Source organism: Vibrio hibernica (assembly GCF_015223435.1).
Classification (GTDB): Bacteria; Pseudomonadota; Gammaproteobacteria; order Enterobacterales; family Vibrionaceae; genus Vibrio; species Vibrio hibernica.
The window spans coordinates 123498-145728 of the sequence record NZ_VHKO01000001.1; the positions used below are offsets into that span (position 1 = coordinate 123498).

Sequence of the window (22231 nt, forward strand, 5' to 3'; positions counted from 1 at the left end):
TTCATAAAAAACAGAAAAGTGAATAGATTGAGTCAAGGTTTATTTCAAATATTTTTAATAAAATAATTTAATATATTTTCAATTATTTCTCGAAAAATTTGAGTAAAATGATAGGGTAATCGTCAGGTTTTCATAACGTACTGTGATATCGCATTATGGTAGTGAATTATATGCTCCCAAATATTGGGTTTATGTTTAGGATTGTTAATTAATACTATGTCAGCACCTCATATAGGCATTATTGGTGGTGGAATTGCAGGTGCTACGGCTGCTTTGCATTTTGCTGAGTTGGGTTTGAACGTTTCTATCTTTGAACGTGGTCCTAGTCTGGTCGACGGACCTCCAATTTGTCACTTACACGCAGGTGGCAATTTATATCGTGAAATCTCGCAACAGCAGTGTGTTCAACTGCTAAAAGAATCGATAGAAACGGTTAAACTTTATCGTCATACCTTAAATATTCGCCCGACGGTTATTGCCGTGCCAAAGAAAGATAAAGGTCAGCCAGAAGATCTACTTCCACGCTTAGATGTGATTCAGCAAGCCTATCAAGAACTTGTTGTAAATGATTCGTCTAATCAGGTGCTTGGCAATCCTAGTCACTATTATAAGCTTTATTCTAAAGCTGACCTTGAAAGGTTGGCTGAAATGGATCCCCCGAGTCTTGATGATATGACTGAAACCAGTTTAGATGAATGGATGATCCCTTTTGCTAAACAAGTGGATTTGAAGTTACTTAAATTCCCAGTGGTGTTAGTGCAAGAATATGGGCTCAGTGTATTTCGCTTATCGGCGACTGTGAATATTTCTTTACAACAGCTTTCTAATTGCCATGTTCACACTGGAACCACGGTGACTGGCGTGAATGAGTCAATTAATCAAAAGGGTCAATCCGGTTGGAAAATTCATTTTCAACCATCAGTTTCTCCTGTGACGGGCACCAGCGGACAGAATAAATCGGTTGATGTGGATTATTTAATTAATGCGTCTGGCTACCAAACGGGAACCGTGGATGATTGGGTTAAAGCACCACGCTCTCGTTTAGTTGAATTCAAAGCCGCTTATGTCGCTCAATGGCCTGAGCATAATGGAATGTGGCCAGAGGTTATATTTCATGGTGAACGTGGTACTCCACAAGGGATGGCGCAATTAACGCCGTATCCTGACGGTTATTTTCAACTTCATGGTATGACAGAAGATATTACCTTGTTTAGTGATGGTGTGGCGACATCAACAGAAGAAAGCTCTCAACCTAAATTACCGGCTTACCTTATTAATAAAATAATTAGAGGTTGGGATGAGGCTGAACAAATCGAGCGCACCAATAAAGCCATTACCCATATGGCGCAATTTATCCCCAGTTTCTCTAATGCCAAAATAGGTGGAAAACCTTTATTTGGTGCGCAACAAGTTCCAGGGTCTGATATTTCGCTACGAGCGGCTAGTGTTTCATTTGTGGGCGACAATTACGCCCGATTAGAAATAGTTAAAGCCTCTTCTGCCATTGAAGCGGCTAAGCAAGTGGAAGCGGAATTACGTAGCAAAGGTTATATTCAAAATGATGATGAACTGGTGCTTAATTCTGTTTCTGCCAAGCTAGGTCTCACTCAAATACTCGAAAGAGCATGTGAATTAGCCGAAGAAAGGCATTATCCAACCGCACTCGCAGGAATTGGCGGCGTAAACCAAGCTGGTTGATTTTGACTATTCGATACCACGTATATTAATAGTGCTGGCGACTGGACAATGATCACTTAAATGGTGATCAAGCGCTTCTTGCCGACTATATAACACCTGTTCTGCATAAGAAGTATGGCTTGGTTTGCTGACAATAATATGGTCAATCACGCTAGGGTAACGATAGAGAGAGTTAGGATCATGTTTAGATTTTACCTGACAGACGGCCCCCGTGGTTGCAGTGACTAATTCAACTTGTTTTTCAATTCCATGGTTTAGTGCCAACCAAAGCCAATCGTTTTGTGATGAGTGACCATGAAAAGATAGATTATGATTAAAATCGCCCATCACAATAAAGGTTTCTTTGTTCCTAATTCGTTCTTTCATCCACGAGTTAAGCTTTTCCCCTTGCTGAATAAGTTGATGACACGCCTTTTTTCTCGACTTCTTACCAATACAACCCTGTTTTAAATGTACGGATAATAAATGAACGTTGGGTTCTCCCATTCGCTGCAGTATCAAATAAGTACCAAAGCGTAGTTTTGAGTTAGGCGATAAAACCAAATCTTTTGGGTCATGAGCGCGCCACTTTTGGGAAATGGCAAATCCCGTGTATTGATTCACATCTGAAAATTGTTGTGAACGATATGCAGACTTTGCACGATCGGAAAGATAAATATTATAAAAAGGACCGACTACTTTTTTTATTGCAGTTATGGAATTGACTTCTTGAAAAGCTAAAACATCCACCGACATTGCTCTGAACTTATCATTTAGTGCGTAAAAATCTTGTTCACTTCGAATGCTTTGAGGGATCTTGCTTGAGGGTTTAGTTGTAAGCCATTCTAGATTCCAAGTTACAACGTTAAGATTATCTGCCTGTGCATGAATGGAAAAAATTCCGCCAATAATCACTAATATTATCAGATGTAGCCGACCTTTAAGAAAGTACATTGTAGTCCTTTTGAATAGGAAATAGATTGTCATTTTTATACATGAAATGAATGATCAAAGTAGCAATTTAATAGCTAGATTTTAGCGACTTGGTAACGTACAAAATAGTATGTAAATTTAAATAAGAGCGTTTTCTTTCATACCCGAGATCAGGATCACTTAGAGCGTATTGTTCTTCATCATCTATAAGCTTCTATTGATCTAGATCAAGAAGTCATTCGTCGTAAAATTGATAATGCACACTATATATTGTGTCTCGATTGGATTTATATCCATATATAGTAATTTGTCAGTGGAGATAGACGTAATGACTAAGTTAATTGTAATAAAACGAGATGGTGCAAAAGTACCATTTTATCAAAATCGCATTATTGCTGCTGTTGAAAGTGCAGCTGAACACTCAGATAAAGCATTAAAAGATTATGCTCAAAGTGTCGCTCAAAACGTAGAAGCTAAGTTATCCGCCCAAGCGAGCGCTGACCCACAAGAAATTCATATCAACGAGATTCAAACATTAGTTGAAAATGAGTTAATGCAAGGCTCATATAAAGGCCTAGCGAGATCTTATATTGAATACCGACATGATCGTGATATTGCCAGAGAAAAAACGAGTGTATTAACCAAAGAAATTGATGGATTAATTACACAAAATAATACTGACATTCTAAATGAAAATGCGAATAAAGACGGAAAAGTCATTCCTACGCAGCGAGATCTACTAGCGGGTATTGTCGCGAAGCATTATGCGAAACAATATATACTTCCTCGTGACATTGTAACTGCTCATGAGGTTGGTGATATTCATTACCATGATTTGGATTACTCACCATTCTTCCCAATGTTCAACTGCATGTTGATTGATCTTAAGGGCATGCTAACCAGCGGATTTAAAATGGGCAATGCTGAAATTGATACGCCTAAATCAATTTCAACAGCAACGGCGGTGACGGCTCAAATCATTGCACAAGTCGCCAGCCATATTTATGGTGGTACGACAATTAATCGTATAGATGAAATTTTAGAGCCTTACGTTCAAGCCAGCCATGCCAAGCAATTAAAATTGGCTCAACAATGGGATATTCCTAATCCACAAGAGTTTGCTCGTCAACAGACTGAAAAAGAATGCTACGACGCTTTTCAATCATTGGAATATGAAGTGAACACGCTACATACCGCCAATGGACAAACGCCCTTTGTTACCTTCGGTTTCGGTTTAGGAACATCTTGGGCAAGCCGATTGATCCAAGAATCTATTTTACGTAATCGTATTGCTGGTTTAGGTAAAAATCGTAAAACGGCCGTTTTTCCAAAATTAGTTTTCGCAATTCGTGATGGCTTAAACCATAAGCCAACCGATCCGCATTATTGTGTTAAGCAACTTGCTCTTGAATGTGCAACTAAACGTATGTACCCAGATATCCTTAACTACGACAAAGTGGTTGAAGTCACGGGTTCATTTAAAACGCCAATGGGTTGTCGTAGCTTTTTAGGTGCCTATGAAGAGAATTGTGAATTGATCCATGATGGTCGTAATAACCTTGGTGTTGTGAGCATCAATTTACCCCGGATTGCGATTGAAGCAAAAGGCTCAGAAGATGCATTTTATACTATTTTAGAGACCAAACTGAAATTAGCAAAACGCGCATTAGATACTCGAATTAATCGTTTAGAAAATGTTAAAGCACGAGTCGCTCCAATTCTTTATATGGAAGGGGCTTGTGGTGTTCGTCTTAACGCTGACGATAATATTGCGGATATCTTTAAGCATGGACGCGCATCCATTTCATTGGGTTATATCGGTTTGCATGAAACAGCAACGGCATTGTTTGGTAGTGAGAAGCATGTTTATGACGATGAAACGCTCCGTCAAAAAACATTAAAAATCGTCAACCGTTTAAAAGATGCGGTTGATCGCTGGACGCAAGAAAGTGGCTATGGGTTTAGTTTATATGCAACGCCAAGTGAAAATTTATGTAGCCGCTTCTGTCGTTTGGATGCAAAAGAATTTGGTGTTATTGATGGGGTTACCGATAAAGGTTATTACACCAACAGCTTCCATTTAGACGTACAAAAAACGGTTAACCCATACGATAAAATTGATTTTGAAATGCCATATCCTGAAGTCTCAAACGGTGGTTTTATTTGTTATGGCGAATTTCCAAATATGCAACATAACGTAGAGGCGCTCGAAAACGTATGGGATTACAGCTATAACCGTGTTCCTTATTATGGCACGAATACACCAATCGATGAGTGTTATGAATGTGGTTATACCGGTGAGTTTGAATGTACTAGCAAAGGATTTACTTGCCCTAAATGTGGCAATCACGACTCGAGTAAAGTTTCGGTAACGCGTAGAGTCTGTGGTTATTTAGGCAGCCCTGATGCACGGCCATTTAACGATGGTAAACAAGAAGAAGTGAAACGCCGTGTTAAGCACTTATAAATACGCTAACGGGAATTTATAAGTGCATATCTCACAATATTATCCCATTGATGTCATTAACGGCCCAGGCACTCGCTGTACTGTATTTGTGTCGGGTTGTATTCATCAATGTAAAGGCTGCTATAACCAATCAACCTGGTCGATAAATGCAGGGCAACTGTTCACGAAACAACACCAAGATGCCATTATTCGTGACTTGCAAGATAAACGGATCAAAAGGCGCGGTTTGTCGTTATCAGGAGGGGATCCGCTTCATCCGGATAACCTTGATGATGTGTTGTCATTGTTGGTACGTGTGCGCCAAGAATGTATTGGTAAAGATGTGTGGATGTGGACTGGTTATACGTTAGCCCAATTAACAGCTAAGCAAAAAAGAGTGACGGATTTAGTGGATGTTTTAATTGATGGCAAATTTGAACAAGCATTGGCGGATCCTAGCTTAAGGTGGAAGGGAAGCGCGAATCAGGTGATTCATTATTTTACAGATGTGAACTAAACATGAATTAGATTTAAAAATGAATCGATGAGAGCAAAATTCTCGTCGATTTTTTTTTGCTCTGGTGGTAATTTGGAGGTCTATCTAAATTCAATTATTTCACAGGGTTGTGTCTTATGCTTTCTCATCTATCTGCCCCTACACCAGATCCTATTTTATCTCTTTCTATTGCTTACCGTGAAGATCCTAGATCTGAAAAAGTTGATCTTGGTATTGGCGTGTATAAAAACAGTCAAGGTCAAACCCCTATAATGGCTGCGGTAAAACAAGCGCAAATTCGCCAAACAGAACAACAATCAACCAAGGCGTATGTTGGCTTAGCAGGTAACGAAGTATTCAATCAGGGAATGATCGATTTAATTTTAAAAGATACTTCCGCTTATTCTCGTGTCTCAGCGATTCAAACTCCTGGCGCAAGTGGCGCGCTACGTATGCTCGGCGATTTAATGAAAATTGCGCAGCCAGATACAACGGTTTGGATCAGCAATCCAAGTTATGTTAATCATCGACCTGTTATGGAAGCGGCAGGGTTAAAGGTTCGTTATTACCAATATTTTAATCCTGAAACTCGCCAAGTTGATTCTGATAAAATGCTGCAAGACTTATCTCATGCAGGAACAAATGATGTGGTGCTACTACATGGTTGTTGCCATAACCCCACTGGCGCCGATATCAGTTTTGATGATTGGAAAGCCATTACAGCATTGGCTCAAAAAAATGGATTTACACCTTTTGTTGATATCGCTTATCAAGGTTTTGGCGACGGCCTAGAGCAAGATGTTCTTGGCGTAAAGCATATGGCTAATAATGTGGATGAAATGCTGATTACTGCATCATGTTCTAAAAATTTCGGCTTGTACCGTGAACGTACTGGCGCAGCGATCTTGGTCGGAAAAAACCAGCAAGAAGTGAATAATGCTAAAGGTAAATTAATGACTTTAGCGCGTTCAACCTACACTATGCCACCTGATCATGGTGCTGATTTAGTGGCGAGCATACTGAATGACTCAAGTTTAACTCAAATGTGGAAACAAGAATTAGTCGTCATGCAGCAAAGGTTGGTTGGTTTGCGTATTGCTTTGTGTCAAGAGTTAAACAATAAGCACAATATGGAGCAATTTGATTTTATAAAGTCGCACAAAGGTATGTTCACTGTGCTAGGATTTTCGGACAAGCAAATGCTGCAATTACGTCAAGACTATGGAATTTATGGCGTGGGTGATGGTCGAATTAATATTGCCGGCTTGCAAGAAAAAGACATCGAGTATGTTGCATCAGCAATTGCTACACTAGCGAGATAATGTATCTGCGCTAAAAATTGAATAAATAAAAGGTTAGTATAATGAAAAAATTGGGTTTCCTCTTTCCAGTCGTATTGTCTATTGCTGTCGTCGGTTGTTCAATAACACCGGACCAAGCACAAACAAATGAAACAACAAAGTCCAATAGTACTAACACCGTAACAAAAGAAGATGCAGCGACTAAAACGGAAACAAAGCTTTCTCCAGTAAAAAAACACCCAAATGTAAAACCTAAACCAATGCCAACCGTTACACCTAAAAAAACAAAAGCAATGACGACAGGAATTAAAACACCTGAAGGTAAATTGATTTTAGGGCAAACAGAATGGATACATATCGATGGCTTGGATATTAACGTTCGAGCTCGTATTGATACTGGGGCGACCACTTCATCAGTAAGCGCTGTTGATATTCTTGCTTTTGAGCGCGATGGTAAAAAATGGGTAAAGTTTAAGCTTTCACATGACGGTAAAACCTCAAAAGAACTTACATTACCCGTTGTATCTACCAAGTTTATTCGCCAGTCTAATTCTGAAAAAACGGTTGAACGTTATACCGTTAAAGGTTGGGTTACGGTTGGTAGCTTAAAACTGAATACCGAATTTACTTTAGCTGATCGTACACATATGGATTTTGGCGTATTGCTGGGAAGAAGTTTCTTCCAAGATGAGGCGGTGGTTGACATTAGCCGTCAATACGTACAACCCAAAGTGAAACTTGGCAATAAATAAATTCTATTATAAAGATTAACGAAACCTCTGAGCGATAGTAACCAATAAGATTTGGATATATTACTCAGAGGTTTTTTATGAGCCGTTAATAGCGCTTATTGATGGTTTGTCATTTAACTGCTTACTCAACACGAGCCTAAAAATATCGATAACTTTGATTTATATTTTGTGCTTGCTGATCCTCTCGGTGCTGTTGAATTTTTGCTAACTGCTTATAAATAACATAGTAACGGCTAATATTTGCGACGTAGTTTACCGGCTCTTTACTAATATATTTTCGCGCCATGACTTCAACATGATTAAACCAAATATTTGGATTATAACCATTTCTAATTGCTAATTGACGCATTCTTCTAATTTTGGCAGGGCCAGCATTATAAGAGGCAAGGGTGAAATATAATTGGTTTTCTGGCGTTATTTGAGTATCGCTATAATAACGATCCTTAATAAACCTAAGGTACTTAACGCCTGCGTGAACATTATTTTCAGGCTTTTCAATATGTTTAATATTAACGTAAGGCTCTTTGGCTGTTTTGGGTAATATTTGCATCAGTCCTATCGCTCCAGCATGTGAAACTAAATTATTATTAAAACGTGACTCTTGAAAAGATTGAGCTGAAATCATTAACCAATCAAATTGGTATTCCTTTGAATAAAGCTTAAAAATGCCGGATAGATTATTTAAACGGTCTATTTTCTTTGGGCTGAGTGCTGTTTTTAACCATTTGGTTTGGTTCAAATATTTATTATAAATGACGTTACCGAGAAGGGTGCCTTTCTTTGATTTCTGGATGAATGAGTTTACGGCTTGTTTTAATTGAGGCTCATTTTTCCGTAATGCCCAAGCGATTTCACCATGCTGCCGAATGGGTAGTTCATCATGCATACGGATATTCGTCATTGTTTTAACCCACAATTTAGATTTGTGGCTATCAATTACAGTGGCGGATAATATTCCCTGGTTAAGCATTTCCATCAACTCATAATCTTGTAAATATTCTTCTAATAAATTGATATAAACTGGTTGTAGTCCATCCTTTATTAGCTGTTTATTAATGCTTTGTAAGCTTTCAAAATAGCTTGAGCTTGGACGCACCCAAATTTCTTTGCCACTTAAATCTTTAATAGATGAAAAGTTAGGAACGCTTTTATTGGTAACGATTAGCTCTTGTATTTGGCTAATAATCGGCAGACTAAAGTCATTATCTCTTAGTCGTTCGGGCGTGATAGTTAAATTGGCGACGGCTAAATCACCAAAACCTGCGTTCAGATAAGGTAGAAGCTCGTCTCGCTGAACCGGAATGATTTGGACCTTGAGTTTATTTTTGCGCAGACTCTTTTCAAAGTGCTGTAAAAGCTCGGCAATAATACCTTTAGGTTGACCTTTTTCGATGTAATAAAAACCAATATCAGCGGCAACGAGTACACGTATTACACCTTTCTTTTTGAGTGCTGGAATATCGCCAGTGTAGGGCTGTTTGATTAATGGTGATATTCCAAGACTAAAAGCCAAGTTAGGCAGTAAGAGCAATGTGATTATCCATAATCGAAATCTTCTCATTGATTGTTATCACTTTGTAAAATACTTTACTTAAAGGTAATGTGAAATAGAGTTTGAAGCAAATAGCATTGGATGACTTGCACCGTTACAATGAGAGTTTGTAAGCAATGACTAATACTTGCTTAATTAACCTCAGATTAATTATGTAATTAAAGACTAACGGGATTGAGAATAATCATGAAAGCAGCACATCAAGCGCTTATGGTTCAAGGTACTACATCCGATGCAGGTAAAAGTGTCCTCGTCGCTGGGCTATGTCGAGTGCTAGCCCGTAAGCAGATTAAAGTCGCGCCTTTTAAGTCTCAGAATATGGCATTGAATAGCGCAGTCACAAAAGAGGGGGGTGAAATAGGTCGAGCGCAAGCAGTACAAGCCTTTGCCTGTGGGATAGAACCAAGCGTCCATATGAATCCAGTGTTGCTTAAACCCAACACTGATATTGGCGCTCAAGTTATTATTCAAGGTAAAGCTTTACAAACCATGGATGCGATTGATTTTCACGGTTACAAAAAAATCGCCATGCCTTTTGTGATGGACTCTTTTAAGAAGCTAAGCCAAGAATACGATAGCATTATGATTGAAGGTGCGGGTAGCCCAGCTGAAATCAACCTACGAGAAAATGATATTGCCAATATGGGATTTGCGGAAGAAGCCGATGTTCCTGTGATTATTGTTGCTGATATTGACCGAGGTGGCGTTTTTGCTCACTTATATGGCACCTTAGCGTTATTATCGGAATCTGAGCAAAATCGTGTGATTGGTTTTGTGATTAATCGTTTTAGAGGTGACATTAAATTACTCGAATCCGGACTCGATTGGCTTGAAAATAAAACGGGAAAACCTGTTATTGGTGTTTTACCATTTTTGCATGGATTAAATATTGAAGCTGAAGATGCACTGATTAGCGAGCAAGTTCTTAACGATAACGCAAAGTTTACGGTATTTGTTCCAGTATTAACGCGTATCAGTAATCATACCGACTTTGATCCATTACGTTTGCATCCCGATATTGATTTCCAATACCGTACGAAAGGGCAATCACTACAAGGCGCTGATTTTATTATTTTACCTGGTACAAAATTGGTTCGTTCTGATCTGGACTTTTTGAAAGAACAAGGTTGGGATAAAGATATACAGCGTCATTTACGCTTTGGCGGCAAGGTGATGGGGATTTGTGGTGGCTTTCAAATGCTAGGGCAACATATTTCCGATCCGTTAGGTTTAGAAGGTGAGGTTGGGGAATCTCAAGGCCTAGGTTACTTAGAGCTAAAGACCCAGTTAGAGTTAGAAAAACAACTTCGCCAAATGAAAGGTGTGCTGACTTTACCGAATCAAGTGCCTGTTAAGATTGAAGGTTATGAAATACATGCGGGGCGAAGTGAGATAAGAAATCATCAACCAATTGAATGGTCTGAGAGCTCGAAAGAAAAAACAGATGATCATCTTGATGGTGCGATAAGTGAGTGTGGTCAAATCTTTGGAACATATTTGCATGGTGTATTTGATAAACCGGATGCTTTAGAGTCAATTCTAACGTGGTCTGGATGCGATTTTACCTCTCAATCTGTGGATATTCTTCAGAAGAAACAAGATGCCATCAACCGTATTGCGGATGCGATTGAAGAGCACCTAAATCTACCATTACTTTGGCCTGAATTGGCTTTTGACCGTGATTGAATAAGCCAAGAAATTTTTAATGGAATTACAAGCGTTACTCACATTAAATAACAATCAAGAACTGTTCGCTAATCCAAAGCGTATTAACCTACTCAAGCATGTCGATTCATCAGGCTCGATTAGCCAAGGGGCAAAACTCGCGGGATTAAGTTATAAAGGAGCATGGAGCGCTATTAATGCGATGAATGCGATTTCACCTGAACCAGTCATTTTTAGTGAGAAAGGCGGTAAAGGTGGCGGTGGTGCTAAGTTAACTGAATTTGGGCACCGATTGCTAAAAGTTTATACCGTAATGAATGAAATGCAGCATGTGGTTTTAAAAGCCTTATTGGATAACTCGATACCGACGGAAAATTTACTTGATGTAATGAGTCATTTTTCACTGAAAACAAGCGCTCGAAACCAATTAACAGGAACAATTACCAGCATTGAGACTAACGAGTTAAATGATCTTATTAAAACCAAATTGGCATCCGGTTCTATTATTACTACGGTTATAACGCATTCAAGTACAGAGAAACTACAGTTAGCCGTAGGTAAAAAAGTCATATTATTATTTAAAGCGCCTGCGGTGACCATTGCTGAAACAGGGAAATCTGAAGGGGGTTATAATCAACTTAAAGGTAGGCTAGTTCATCTCAATAAAGGTGAACATCGTAGTGAGGTTTTTCTCGATATAGGTGCAGGCGATATACTTTATGCATCGATTGATAACCAAATATTGGAACGATTCCCTTTAACCATGCAGCATACTTATGTTGGCATATTTGATCCACATCAGGTCTTGATCACTTGTATGTTGTAAATCTGGCAGAATCTTTGATTACTTATTCGTTTTATCGTAGTATTCTTTTTCATATCGATATGTACAATGTTACATATCGATATTTGATTTAACATAAAACATTAGAGGTTTGCTATGAAATACGGTCAAAAAATTGCGTTAATTACTGCATTAATTATACCTTCTATTCCTGCAATCGCAGCTGATGTACATGTGTATGCAGCCTCATCGATGACAGATGTAATTAAAGAGTTAGGTAAAGAATTTAAACAACAAACGGGTGATACGGTTGTGCCTGTTTTCGCAGGATCCTCAACCCTCGCTCGTCAAATAGAACAAGGTGCACCGGCTGATGTTTTTATTTCTGCGAATCCTAAATGGATGGATTATTTAGCAGGTAAAGGTATGACAACTAAAGATAAAGTGAAAATGTTAGTTGGGAATAGCTTAGTGCTAATTGGCAGCGGAAGTGACAATAAAAATCATGTTGATGCCGGCACATTTAAAGAGTTGCCAGCATTACTCGGAAATGATCGCTTAGCCATTGGCCAAACCGAAAGTGTACCAGCTGGTATTTATGCAAAAGAAAGCTTAGAAAATATGGGATTGTGGTCAGTACTATCCACTAAAACAGCACCGAGTAATAATGTTCGATTAACGTTATCTTTAGTTGAACGTGGTGAAGCACCATTCGGCATTGTATATAAAACAGATGCGCTAATGAGCAAAAAAGTAACCATTATTCAAACCTTCCCAGAAAGCACGCATTCTCCTATTGTGTATCCTGCTGTGACGTTAAATGACAAAGCTGAAAGCCAAGCCTTTTTTAAATTCTTAGCAACAGAAGAAGCGAGTAAGACTTTTATTCAATATGGCTTTACACCATTAATGGCCTATTAGTCACTGGTTTTTCATTATTAATAGGCATGATGTAAAAGGTGGATGTTGTGGTATTAACCGATTATGAAATACAAGCTTTACTATTGAGCCTAAAAGTATCTTCAACGGCGGTATTATTTTTATTGCCTGTAGGTATATTTTTCTCATGGCTGCTTGTAAAGAAAGAGTTTTATGGCAAAAGACTGCTTGATAGCCTTATTCACCTTCCTCTCGTTTTACCACCGGTTGTTATTGGCTACCTTTTATTGATAACAATGGGCAAACAGGGTGTTGTTGGCCAGTGGCTTTATAGTGTTTTTGGGTTGGTATTCAGTTTTAATTGGAAAGGTGCTGCTTTGGCTTCTGCCATCGTTGCATTACCACTGATGGTACGATCCATTCGTTTAAGTTTAATGAATGTCGACCCAAAATTAGAGCAAGCAGCCCGAACATTAGGGGCCGCTCCTATAAAAGTTTTCTTTACCATCACTTTGCCGTTAGTACTGCCAGGAATTATTACGGGGGCGATGCTGTCATTTGCCCGTAGCCTTGGTGAGTTTGGTGCGACGATTAGCTTTGTGGCTAATATTCCGAATCAAACTCAAACACTCCCTTTAGCGATGTATAATTTTATTCAAACGCCTGGCGCAGAGTTTCAAGCCGCACGTTTATGTGTTATCTCGGTGATCATTGCTTTGCTGTCTTTACTCTGTTCTGAATGGCTAACCAAAAAAAGTCAAACCAAACTGGGGCTCTCAAATACGGCAGGAGGTAGTGGCGTATGATTTCATTGCGCTTCCATCAAAAGCTTGATCAATTTGAGTTAAATATTGATGCCGACATTCCAGCAACAGGGATCACGGCTATTTTTGGGCGTTCTGGTGCGGGTAAAACCAGTGTCATCAATGCGATTAGTGGGTTAAAGAATCCGACTTCTGGACGAATCACCAAAGATGATCATGTGTTATTTGATTCAGAACTTGGTATCAATAAACCGATTGAAAAACGCAAGATTGGCTATGTATTTCAAGAAGCAAGATTATTTCCCCACTATAAAGTAAAAGGCAATCTACTCTATGGTGTGAAAGGTCAAGTGGATGCTAAAAAACTAGAACAAGTGGTCAAATTACTCGATCTGTCTAACTTATTAAGCCGATACCCTGCAGATTTATCCGGTGGAGAAAAACAGCGTTGTGCGATTGCTAGAGCGTTACTTTCTGAGCCTGATATTTTGCTTATGGATGAGCCATTAGCTTCGCTTGATTTACCAAGAAAACAAGAGGTTATGCCTTTTTTAGAGCGCTTGTCTTCAGAAGTGAATATCCCGATTCTCTATGTGACACATAGTATGGATGAGATTTTACATTTGGCAGATCACATGCTTTTAATTGAAGATGGGCGAGTGAAAGAAGCGGGCGATATTGAAACATTATGGCGTTCGCCGGCGTTAGCAGCTTGGCATAATAGTAATGAACTTAGTACGCTATTTAAAGGTAAAGTAAAGCACCGGCATGAACGTTACGATGTCACCTATGTAGAGTTCGGATCACAAGTTGGAGTCTGGATGTCGGGCATAGAAGGTCAGCGCGAAGAAACATTACGGATCCGTATTCATGCTAGTGATGTGTCCATTACCTTGGAACATGCGTCAGATACCTCTATTCGTAATATTTTGCCTGCCACTATAGTTAAGTTGGCAGATATTACCGATCCAATGGCACCTGTTTCGGTATTGCTGAAATTAGGCAATCAACATCATCAAAATAACCTTAACTCATTGGACACTTGTTTATGGGCTAATATTACTGCGTGGGCTTATGATGATCTCCATTTGCATGAAGGACAAAAGGTGTATGCACAAATAAAAGGCGTCAGTCTGACAAATAGAGATATGGCACGTAAAGGGTAAAACATTCTAATAACCACTACTATAAAGGCCTTGAAAGACTGAATACCCTCAAGGCTTTTTTAGTTTTTATCACCATTGACATAGTATCTCTAATTGAAAGCAGGTAGGTACGTATTTAGAGTCAGTAATATTGATTCAAGCGTACATAACTGTTTGGATAAACAATCAATTTTAGGCGGAATTTTAGAAGGGAAACATGAGTATAATCAATAATGGCTATGTTCATTTTCAGCTTGAAAGGGTATCTTATTTCACAATAATAACCTTTATAGGTTGAGGTTTAAGTAATGATTCAGGAGCTAGAAATGAGTAAAGCAAAGATCGGGATTGTCACGGTCAGCGATCGCGCGAGCCAGGGTGTGTATGAAGATTTATCTGGCCTAGCGATTATCGATACATTAAATGATTACCTGACTTCAGAATGGGAACCGGTTTATCAAATAATTCCTGATGAACAAGCTCAGATTGAAGCATTGTTAATTAAAATGGTTGATGAAGAAGGTTGTTGTCTTGTGGTGACTACGGGCGGAACAGGCCCTGCAAAGCGAGATGTTACTCCAGAAGCGACGGAAGCCGTATGCGATCGTATGATGCCTGGCTTTGGTGAATTGATGCGCGCAGAATCATTAAAATTTGTACCAACAGCCATTTTGTCTCGCCAAACTGCTGGTTTACGTGGAAGTAGTTTATTAGTGAACTTACCGGGCAAACCAAAATCAATTCGTGAATGTTTAGATGCTGTTTTCCCTGCGATTCCTTATTGTATTGATTTGATGGAAGGCCCATTTTTAGAGTGCAATGAAAGCGTGATAAAACCGTTTCGTCCTAAAGCTAAGTAGTTAACCTTCAAAAGACAAGCATAAAAAACGCCGATAATTATCAAGTTATCGGCGTTTTTTATCAGTGTTACAAAAGATCTATTTCTTAAAAATATCGATGAAATCTTTTTTCAAGATAGGATCACGGCGTGCTTTCTTAAGCTGTTTAACCATATCTTTAACGCAGTTTTGTAATACTTTATCCAACAATGAAGCTCGGTATTCTTCCTTACCGGCATCGTCCATATCAGCAGGAAGTTTCATTGTTTCAAATTCTTGCATTAAATCGATAGCTGAGAACGTTTGTCCTACAGAAATCAATGCATGAAATTGCTCAAAATTATCTAGAATATTTTGTGCGCTAGCCGGAAGCTCATCCCATACATCGCGTACGGCTTCTTCTGAAACATCATGAATAGACGTTACCATTGGGATAGCTTGTTCTGGTACTTCTTCGAATTCGATTAAATGACGCAATTCTGGCGAGTAAGTACTTAGATCTACACTATCTTCTACTGACTCTTCGATCACTTGGTCTTGTTGTTCTGACATAAAGGAAACCTCAATTAATCCTACGCATGATATTCATACGCTTACATTCGTCTTATCCATACCGCTTTGGGCATGTGCCATTATGTATAAGCATGTTAAGAAGAGCAACTGATCTCAAGTTCCTGCGCCCAAGAAGGCGGTAAATTGGAGTAATGATCAAACTTTGGTTGTTCTTCGTACGGATTTTTAAGTAATTCCATTAATACTTTCACTTCGCTGTAGTCACCTTCCTCTGCTCTATCTATTGCAATTTGAGCAAGATGATTACGTAAAATGTATTTTGGGTTGAATGATCGCATGGCTTGGCAGCGCTGTTGTATAGATTCAGATTCTTGTTCTACACGTTTTAAATAGCGATCTAACCATTGTTTGGCTTTGGATCGATCAATAAACAAATCAAGAATCGCTTGTTCATTATCCTGATCGAGCATAGAAAGCTGACGGAAAAATCGAGTATAATCAGTTTTGTTTTCTGCCATTAAAGTGAATAATTGATTGAACAATTCACCATCTTGAGGCTGTTTAGTATTCAGACCTGTTTTGTTGCGCATTAGTCGGCTGTATTCTTGATTAAGTTCCGGTTCATATTTTTCTAATACGCTATCGAGATCGCTGCGCTCAATGAATGGTGATAGGGCATGAGCTAAAGCGGTTAGGTTCCACAAACCAATATTGGGTTGGTTCGAAAATGCATAACGACCTTGATAATCTGAATGGTTACAAATGTAATTAGGCTGATAAGCATCTAAAAACCCAAACGGTCCAAAATCGAAGGTTTGCCCAAGTATGGACATATTATCGGTATTGAGTACACCATGAGCAAAACCAAACGCATTCCATTTTGCAATAAGTTGAGCGGTAGACATCACCACCTGTTCAAACATGGATAAGTAAGGCTTTTCAGTTTTTTGACTGGCTACGAAATAGTGATCAATACAAAAATCGAGTAGTTGTTTTAATTGGTCATGCTGACCGGTATAAAAAAAATGTTCAAAATGACCAAATCGAATATGACTTTCTGCAACTCGGATACAAATTGCACCTGTTTCAGTTTTTTCACGATAAACAGGGGTTCGGCTGTTAATTAACCCTAAAGCTCGACTTGTTGGCATACCTAAATGATGCAACGCTTCTGAACACAAATATTCTCTAATACTGGAACGCAATACCGCGCGTCCATCACCTTGGCGAGAAAAAGGCGTTAATCCCGCGCCTTTGATGTGAACATCATAAGTAAGATTATTTTTAGCTTTTATTTCTGCAACCAACAACCCACGCCCATCGCCCAAATCTGGATTATATTGGCCAAATTGATGCCCCGCATATTTCATGGCAATAGGGCGAAATTCATCCGGTAATATTTGCCCTGAAAACTCTGACAATAATTGGGGACTAGGTTCTTTAGGTAGTGATAATAATTCAGCGAGATCACTGTTCCAATCCACCCATTCCGGTAACTGAAGAGGTGTAGGCAAAACCGTTTGATAAAACCCGTTTGTAAGTTGATGAAAACGATATTGTAATGTGACTGAAGACCAAGCAGACATAGTAAACCTCATTAGATAAGTCACCAAATTATCATAGCTCCATTAAGATAAACACAGAGTAAAATAAGGGCTTTGTGTATCAGTGTTCTTTTAGTACAATTTTCGGTAATAATTCGCATAGCTAATGGTCAAAAGATCTGGGGTTCATAAATGACACAACTAACGACAATATTTGCCGTTATCGTTCTTAATTTGACATTTATAACCTTTGCTAGAGCTGAGATGTCCGTATATTCGCGGGCAGAGCAAACTTTTTCTACGGCGGTTATTTTAACAAATAGTGATGTCATTACCTTTGGCGTGCAAGATTTCAACCCTAATGCTATTACTCCCTTTCAGGATGAAAACCTTGGCGATGATCAATCTCTGAATTTGCGTAGTCGAGTAGCCGTTACAACCTTTCCTTATAGCTGGGAACTTGATGGGGCAACAGAACGCTTCCATCATGAGTTTTCCGTCCGTGCTTCTTATGTTTATTTTGAAAATGAAACGCGCTTAGATGATCGGCCTGACATACCAGCAGATTTAGATGTTAATAAAGTTTACAGTGGCTATGCTGGGTATAATTTAATTTTTAACATTACTGATAACTGGCGCGTGTTATATGGGCTCGGTAGTCATTTCATGTACTACGAAAATACGCATTCTTACAATAGCAGCGAAAGCCAAAATATGCAGCCGACTTTAGATGGCGCGGCATACAATACCTCTAGTCGTGCTTATATCGCTCAACCACACCTCGCTTTTGACTATAAATTTCAGCGTAAATGGGGCTATTGGCGCTATACCAGCGATTTGAATTATTTTTATGGTAAGTCTTGGGATAAAGAGCACCGTTATGATTCGGGTAACCCAAACGGTTGGTATTTAGTGAATGGTATTAAGGCTAATTATAATATGACTAACTGGGCTGGCTACATCCCGTCTATGTATACTAGTTTTAAGCGTGTTGATTTAGGGGGTGATCCTGTCGCCTCTTTTGGTACTGAGCATTATTATGAATTTTCGCTAGGGTGGTTACTGACTCCGCCGATTTTACGTGACTGGGTCGATAACGTAGGTATTGGCATTAATGTAAATTACGGCAGTGCACTTAAAGGTGGAAGTTTGGTATTGTTCTTCAACCAAGACTAAATTCTATATCGCATTTAATCTCTAATAATAGAGAATGTATTTTTATTTATCGGATGGCTATCGTGAATACCAACAAGCTCAGTCAGTCATACCTATCAATGCCATTACAAAAATCGTCTTTTTAAAATGTTCAACCTGTATTAGCCTACACTCGAACCGGATATCAAAACCACAATTATAAGGAGACTCCATTGGGACTATTTTCTAAATTATTTACCAGTACGAAGAACGTTGAAAAGGCATCTGTTGAACCGGTTGAATATAGTGGCTTCTTAATTTATGCAGATTCAGTCTCTGAAGGTTCACAATATAGAGTTGCTGGCCGCATCACGAAAGAGCTAGAAGGTGAAACAAAAACCCATCGTTTCATTCGGTCGGATGTTTTAAGTTCTCAAAATGATGCAAACCAATTGATGCTGAAGAAAGCTAAATTATTTATTGATCAATCTGGCTCGACGATATTTTAATCTTAAATGTTGTTCATGATTAAATGTTGGCTAGTAAGTGCATGATTTACACTCAACATGATCTCTATACATTTCAGGTATGACCTGTTTTCTTTTCTATCTTGTTGTTTTTTTACTTAATAAAGGTGAGAATCGATATAACTTAGCTTTATAAGTCATGAGTTTTTGTTTTTTTATTACATGATGTTTACGATTATTATCTTATGTTCGTAATTATACGAGTTAGATAACCACTAATTTTATTGCCAATGTCCAAGGAATTACTATGCAGATTGGTGTACCTAGAGAAATACTTGCGGGTGAAACGCGAGTCGCTGCAACACCGAAAACGGTAGAGCAACTATTAAAGCTGGGATTTACCGTATCAGTTGAATCTGGTGCTGGTGATCATGCAAATTTTGATGATGCATCATTTGAGGCGGCTGGAGCTACGATTGTTTCTACACAAGATGTGTGGAGTTCTGAGATCATCCTTAAAGTGAACGCACCTCAAGTAAATGCCACAACTGGCGTGGATGAGTTTGAGCTCATTCAAGATGGTGCTAGTTTAATAAGCTTTATTTGGCCAGCGCAAAATGAAGAATTATTAGCAAAACTTGCGACTAAAAATATTAACGTGATGGCGATGGACTCTGTTCCTCGTATTTCTCGTGCACAAGCATTAGATGCGTTGAGCTCAATGGCAAATATTGCTGGCTACCGCGCTGTTGTGGAAGCTGCTCATCAATTTGGCCGTTTCTTTACTGGGCAAATTACCGCAGCAGGTAAAGTCCCACCGGCTAAAGTACTGGTTGCTGGCGCGGGTGTTGCTGGCCTTGCCGCTATTGGGGCAGCAGGTAGTCTAGGTGCGATTGTTCGTGCATTCGATGTTCGCCCTGAAGTAAAAGAACAAGTTCAATCGATGGGTGCTGACTTCTTAGAAGTTGATTTCAAAGAGGAATCGGGTTCTGGTGATGGTTATGCAAAAGAGATGTCTGATGCTTTTAATAAAAAAGCAGAAGAACTTTATGCAGCCCAAGCGAAAGATGTCGACATCATTATTACGACAGCTTTAATTCCTGGTCGCCCAGCACCAAAACTGATCACCAAAGAAATGGTTGATAGTATGAAAGCGGGTAGCGTTATCGTTGACCTTGCGGCCGCGAATGGTGGTAACTGCGCTTATACTGAAGCCGATAAAGTGATCAAAACACCAAATGGCGTCACCATTATTGGTTATACAGATATGGTCGGCCGTCTTCCAACGCAGTCTTCACAACTTTATGGTACGAACTTAGTTAACCTTCTAAAACTGCTTTGCAAAGAAAAAGATGGCAATATTAATATCGATTTCGATGATGTAGTTTTACGCGGTGTAACTGTAGTTAAAGCCGGTGAGGTGACTTGGCCGGCTCCGCCAATCCAAGTTTCAGCTCAGCCACAAGCTGCGCCGAAACTAAAAGCGGCACCAGTGAAAAAAGAAGCGACACCAATTTCGCCGACGAAAAAAGTAGCAAGCATGGCAATAGCCGCTGGCGTATTCGCTTGGATCGCAAGTGTTGCGCCTGCTGAGTTTTTGTCACACTTTACAGTTTTTGTTTTAGCGTGTGTTGTTGGTTATTACGTTGTTTGGAATGTATCTCATTCTTTGCATACACCGCTCATGTCTGTGACGAATGCAATATCAGGTATTATTGTGGTGGGGGCATTACTCCAAATTGGGCAAGGAAATGGCATTGTTTCAGTTTTGTCTTTCATCGCAATTTTAATCGCAAGCATAAATATATTTGGTGGCTTCACTGTGACCAAACGTATGCTTGAAATGTTTCGTAAAAAATAAGGGTAATATATGTCTGCAGGATTAGTACAAGCGGCATACATTGTTGCCGCTATTCTTTTCATCATGAGCCTTGCTGGTCTTTCTAAACAAGATAGCGCTCGTTTTGGTAACTATTATGGCATCGCGGGTATGGCAATTGCTTTAATCGCTACCATTTTTGGCCCTGATTCTTCGGGTATCACTTGGATTATTTTAGCCATGGTCATTGGTGGGGCTATTGGTATTTATCTAGCCAAAAAAGTTGAAATGACCGAAATGCCTGAATTGGTAGCAATTTTACACAGCTTTGTTGGTATGGCTGCCGTACTTGTTGGCTACAACAGCTTTTTTGAACATGGGGTTTTAGTTGGCGCTTTATTAAACATTCATTTAGTTGAAGTTTTCTTAGGCGTATTCATCGGTGCGGTTACTTTCAGTGGCTCTATCGTTGCATTCTGTAAACTGCGTGGGTTAGTGTCATCATCAGCTCTAAATATTCCTCATAAACATAAATGGAATTTATTGGCTATTGTGGTTTCATTTGCATTAATGATCTACTTTGTAAATAGCAATGGCAGCATGCTTGCATTACTTGTGATGACAGCAATCGCTTTAGTATTTGGTTACCATTTAGTCTCTTCAATTGGTGGCGCAGATATGCCAGTGGTTGTATCAATGTTGAACTCATACTCTGGTTGGGCAGCCGCCGCAGCAGGTTTTATGCTTGCCAATGATCTGCTTATCGTAACGGGTGCATTAGTCGGTTCTTCGGGTGCAATTCTTTCATACATCATGTGTAAAGCAATGAATCGTTCTTTCATCAGTGTTATTGCCGGTGGTTTTGGTAATGCTCCAACGACTACAACAACAGGTGATGAAGAGCAGGGTGAATACCGTGAAACAACGGCTGAAGATGTCGCTGAAATGCTGAAGGATTCAAAATCAGTTATCATCACTCCAGGATATGGCATGGCTGTTGCTCAAGCTCAATATCCAGTTCATGAAATTACTGAAAAACTTCGTGCACAAGGTGTTGAAGTTCGATTTGGTATTCACCCTGTTGCAGGGCGCTTACCGGGACATATGAATGTATTACTTGCTGAAGCAAAAGTGCCATATGATATCGTATTAGAAATGGATGAGATTAATGATGATTTCCCTGAAACTGATACGGTTCTTGTCATTGGTGCGAATGATACGGTGAATCCAGCAGCACTTGAAGATCCAAATAGCCCAATAGCAGGAATGCCTGTATTGGAAGTTTGGAATGCTAAGAATGTGATTGTATTTAAACGTTCGATGAGTACAGGCTATGCCGGTGTGCAAAACCCATTGTTCTTTAAAGAAAACACACAAATGCTTTTTGGTGATGCTAAAGCTAGTGTAGATGCGATAGCAAAAGCACTCTAAGTACCAAACGGTAAACAATAAAAACCAGCTTTCGGGCTGGTTTTATTTATCTAGAAACAATGAATTATCATAATATAAAGTATACTAATA

19 protein-coding genes are annotated in these 22231 nt (G+C 39.2%); 15 read left to right on the top strand and 4 right to left on the bottom strand.

Translation table 11 applies throughout. From position 1 onward, the window contains the following. The first annotated feature begins 216 nt into the window (after nt 1–216). On the top strand, nt 217–1698 hold the full coding sequence (locus FH976_RS00535; RefSeq protein WP_194088950.1) for an FAD-dependent oxidoreductase: 1482 nt from the start codon (nt 217–219) through the stop codon (nt 1696–1698). A 6-nt stretch (nt 1699–1704) separates the two neighbouring features. Here FH976_RS00535 and FH976_RS00540 read toward each other — a convergent pair whose 3' ends face one another. After that, complete coding sequence (locus FH976_RS00540) at nt 1705–2631, bottom strand: endonuclease/exonuclease/phosphatase family protein (RefSeq protein ID WP_194088951.1); 927 nt, start codon at nt 2629–2631, stop codon at nt 1705–1707. 307 nt (nt 2632–2938) lie between these two features. Between FH976_RS00540 and nrdD the strand changes: the two genes are divergently transcribed. From nrdD to FH976_RS00560, 4 genes are all read left to right on the top strand, one after another. After that, nucleotides 2939–5077, top strand: a complete 2139-nt coding sequence (nrdD, locus tag FH976_RS00545; protein WP_194088952.1) for an anaerobic ribonucleoside-triphosphate reductase — start codon at nt 2939–2941, stop codon at nt 5075–5077. 22 nt (nt 5078–5099) lie between these two features. Beyond that, nucleotides 5100–5573, top strand: coding sequence for an anaerobic ribonucleoside-triphosphate reductase-activating protein (gene nrdG, locus FH976_RS00550; protein WP_194088953.1), 474 nt, complete (start codon nt 5100–5102; stop codon nt 5571–5573). A gap of 116 nt (nt 5574–5689) precedes the next feature. Beyond that, a complete protein-coding gene (locus FH976_RS00555) occupies nt 5690–6874 on the top strand; it encodes an amino acid aminotransferase (RefSeq protein WP_194088954.1) in 1185 nt (394 codons plus the stop codon). Nucleotides 6875–6915: 41 nt separating this feature from the next. Further along, the gene (locus FH976_RS00560; RefSeq protein WP_194088955.1) at nt 6916–7605 is read left to right on the top strand and encodes an ATP-dependent zinc protease family protein; all 690 of its coding nucleotides are present in this window, start codon (nt 6916–6918) and stop codon (nt 7603–7605) included. Between the two features lie 136 nt (nt 7606–7741). Here the strand turns inward: FH976_RS00560 and FH976_RS00565 are convergent, their stop codons facing one another. Continuing rightward, a complete protein-coding gene (locus FH976_RS00565; protein WP_194088956.1) occupies nt 7742–9166 on the bottom strand; it encodes an MltF family protein in 1425 nt (474 codons plus the stop codon). 177 nt (nt 9167–9343) lie between these two features. Between FH976_RS00565 and FH976_RS00570 the strand changes: the two genes are divergently transcribed. The 6 genes from FH976_RS00570 to mog all read left to right on the top strand — a co-directional run bounded on the left by FH976_RS00570 (nt 9344) and on the right by mog (nt 15254). Next, nucleotides 9344–10843 carry a cobyric acid synthase gene (locus FH976_RS00570; protein ID WP_194088957.1) on the top strand — a complete coding sequence of 500 codons (1500 nt, stop codon included), beginning with the start codon at nt 9344–9346 and terminating at the stop codon, nt 10841–10843. Nucleotides 10844–10862: 19 nt separating this feature from the next. Next, on the top strand, nt 10863–11648 hold the full coding sequence (locus tag FH976_RS00575) for a TOBE domain-containing protein (RefSeq protein WP_194088958.1): 786 nt from the start codon (nt 10863–10865) through the stop codon (nt 11646–11648). A 114-nt stretch (nt 11649–11762) separates the two neighbouring features. After that, on the top strand, nt 11763–12527 hold the full coding sequence (gene modA / locus FH976_RS00580; protein ID WP_194088959.1) for a molybdate ABC transporter substrate-binding protein: 765 nt from the start codon (nt 11763–11765) through the stop codon (nt 12525–12527). A gap of 47 nt (nt 12528–12574) precedes the next feature. Then, nucleotides 12575–13291 (top strand): molybdate ABC transporter permease subunit, encoded by a 717-nt coding sequence (gene modB / locus FH976_RS00585; RefSeq protein WP_407701618.1) that lies wholly within the window; start codon nt 12575–12577, stop codon nt 13289–13291. Continuing rightward, entirely contained in the window at nt 13288–14415 is a 1128-nt protein-coding gene (modC, locus tag FH976_RS00590; protein WP_194088961.1) for a molybdenum ABC transporter ATP-binding protein ModC, read from the top strand. The genes modB and modC overlap by 4 nt, the downstream gene beginning before the upstream one ends. A 305-nt stretch (nt 14416–14720) precedes the next feature. Then, nucleotides 14721–15254 (top strand): molybdopterin adenylyltransferase, encoded by a 534-nt coding sequence (mog, locus tag FH976_RS00595; RefSeq protein ID WP_194088962.1) that lies wholly within the window; start codon nt 14721–14723, stop codon nt 15252–15254. A 78-nt stretch (nt 15255–15332) separates the two neighbouring features. Here mog and FH976_RS00600 read toward each other — a convergent pair whose 3' ends face one another. Both FH976_RS00600 and FH976_RS00605 read right to left on the bottom strand, forming a co-directional pair. After that, nucleotides 15333–15785, bottom strand: coding sequence for a DUF3069 domain-containing protein (locus FH976_RS00600; protein ID WP_194088963.1), 453 nt, complete (start codon nt 15783–15785; stop codon nt 15333–15335). A gap of 95 nt (nt 15786–15880) precedes the next feature. After that, the gene (locus tag FH976_RS00605; protein WP_194088964.1) at nt 15881–17332 is read right to left on the bottom strand and encodes a protein adenylyltransferase SelO; all 1452 of its coding nucleotides are present in this window, start codon (nt 17330–17332) and stop codon (nt 15881–15883) included. 150 nt (nt 17333–17482) lie between these two features. Here FH976_RS00605 and FH976_RS00610 point away from each other — a divergent pair, with 150 nt between their 5' ends. From FH976_RS00610 to pntB, 4 genes are all read left to right on the top strand, one after another. Beyond that, nucleotides 17483–18466: a Solitary outer membrane autotransporter beta-barrel domain gene (locus tag FH976_RS00610; protein ID WP_194088965.1), complete on the top strand. Its 984-nt coding sequence runs from the start codon at nt 17483–17485 to the stop codon at nt 18464–18466. Between the two features lie 191 nt (nt 18467–18657). Then, nucleotides 18658–18933: an HlyU family transcriptional regulator gene (locus tag FH976_RS00615; protein ID WP_194088966.1), complete on the top strand. Its 276-nt coding sequence runs from the start codon at nt 18658–18660 to the stop codon at nt 18931–18933. Nucleotides 18934–19198: 265 nt separating this feature from the next. After that, a complete protein-coding gene (gene pntA, locus FH976_RS00620) occupies nt 19199–20752 on the top strand; it encodes a Re/Si-specific NAD(P)(+) transhydrogenase subunit alpha (protein WP_194088967.1) in 1554 nt (517 codons plus the stop codon). Nucleotides 20753–20761: 9 nt separating this feature from the next. After that, on the top strand, nt 20762–22141 hold the full coding sequence (gene pntB / locus FH976_RS00625) for a Re/Si-specific NAD(P)(+) transhydrogenase subunit beta (RefSeq protein WP_194088968.1): 1380 nt from the start codon (nt 20762–20764) through the stop codon (nt 22139–22141). Nucleotides 22142–22231: the final 90 nt, after the last annotated feature.

Excerpts from the sequence above, each read along its gene's own strand:
- FH976_RS00605 (WP_194088964.1), bottom strand. The coding sequence starts at position 17,332 with ATGTCTGCTTGGTCTTCAGTCACATTACAATATCGTTTTCATCAACTT.
- FH976_RS00570 (WP_194088957.1), top strand. The coding sequence starts at position 9,344 with ATGAAAGCAGCACATCAAGCGCTTATGGTTCAAGGTACTACATCCGAT.
- modA (WP_194088959.1), top strand. The coding sequence starts at position 11,763 with ATGAAATACGGTCAAAAAATTGCGTTAATTACTGCATTAATTATACCT.
- FH976_RS00555 (WP_194088954.1), top strand. The coding sequence starts at position 5,690 with ATGCTTTCTCATCTATCTGCCCCTACACCAGATCCTATTTTATCTCTT.
- FH976_RS00535 (WP_194088950.1), top strand. The coding sequence starts at position 217 with ATGTCAGCACCTCATATAGGCATTATTGGTGGTGGAATTGCAGGTGCT.
- mog (WP_194088962.1), top strand. The coding sequence starts at position 14,721 with ATGAGTAAAGCAAAGATCGGGATTGTCACGGTCAGCGATCGCGCGAGC.
- FH976_RS00600 (WP_194088963.1), bottom strand. The coding sequence starts at position 15,785 with ATGTCAGAACAACAAGACCAAGTGATCGAAGAGTCAGTAGAAGATAGT.
- FH976_RS00540 (WP_194088951.1), bottom strand. The coding sequence starts at position 2,631 with ATGTACTTTCTTAAAGGTCGGCTACATCTGATAATATTAGTGATTATT.
- modC (WP_194088961.1), top strand. The coding sequence starts at position 13,288 with ATGATTTCATTGCGCTTCCATCAAAAGCTTGATCAATTTGAGTTAAAT.
- FH976_RS00610 (WP_194088965.1), top strand. The coding sequence starts at position 17,483 with ATGACACAACTAACGACAATATTTGCCGTTATCGTTCTTAATTTGACA.
- pntB (WP_194088968.1), top strand. The coding sequence starts at position 20,762 with ATGTCTGCAGGATTAGTACAAGCGGCATACATTGTTGCCGCTATTCTT.
- FH976_RS00560 (WP_194088955.1), top strand. The coding sequence starts at position 6,916 with ATGAAAAAATTGGGTTTCCTCTTTCCAGTCGTATTGTCTATTGCTGTC.
- pntA (WP_194088967.1), top strand. The coding sequence starts at position 19,199 with ATGCAGATTGGTGTACCTAGAGAAATACTTGCGGGTGAAACGCGAGTC.
- FH976_RS00565 (WP_194088956.1), bottom strand. The coding sequence starts at position 9,166 with ATGAGAAGATTTCGATTATGGATAATCACATTGCTCTTACTGCCTAAC.
- nrdD (WP_194088952.1), top strand. The coding sequence starts at position 2,939 with ATGACTAAGTTAATTGTAATAAAACGAGATGGTGCAAAAGTACCATTT.
- FH976_RS00575 (WP_194088958.1), top strand. The coding sequence starts at position 10,863 with ATGGAATTACAAGCGTTACTCACATTAAATAACAATCAAGAACTGTTC.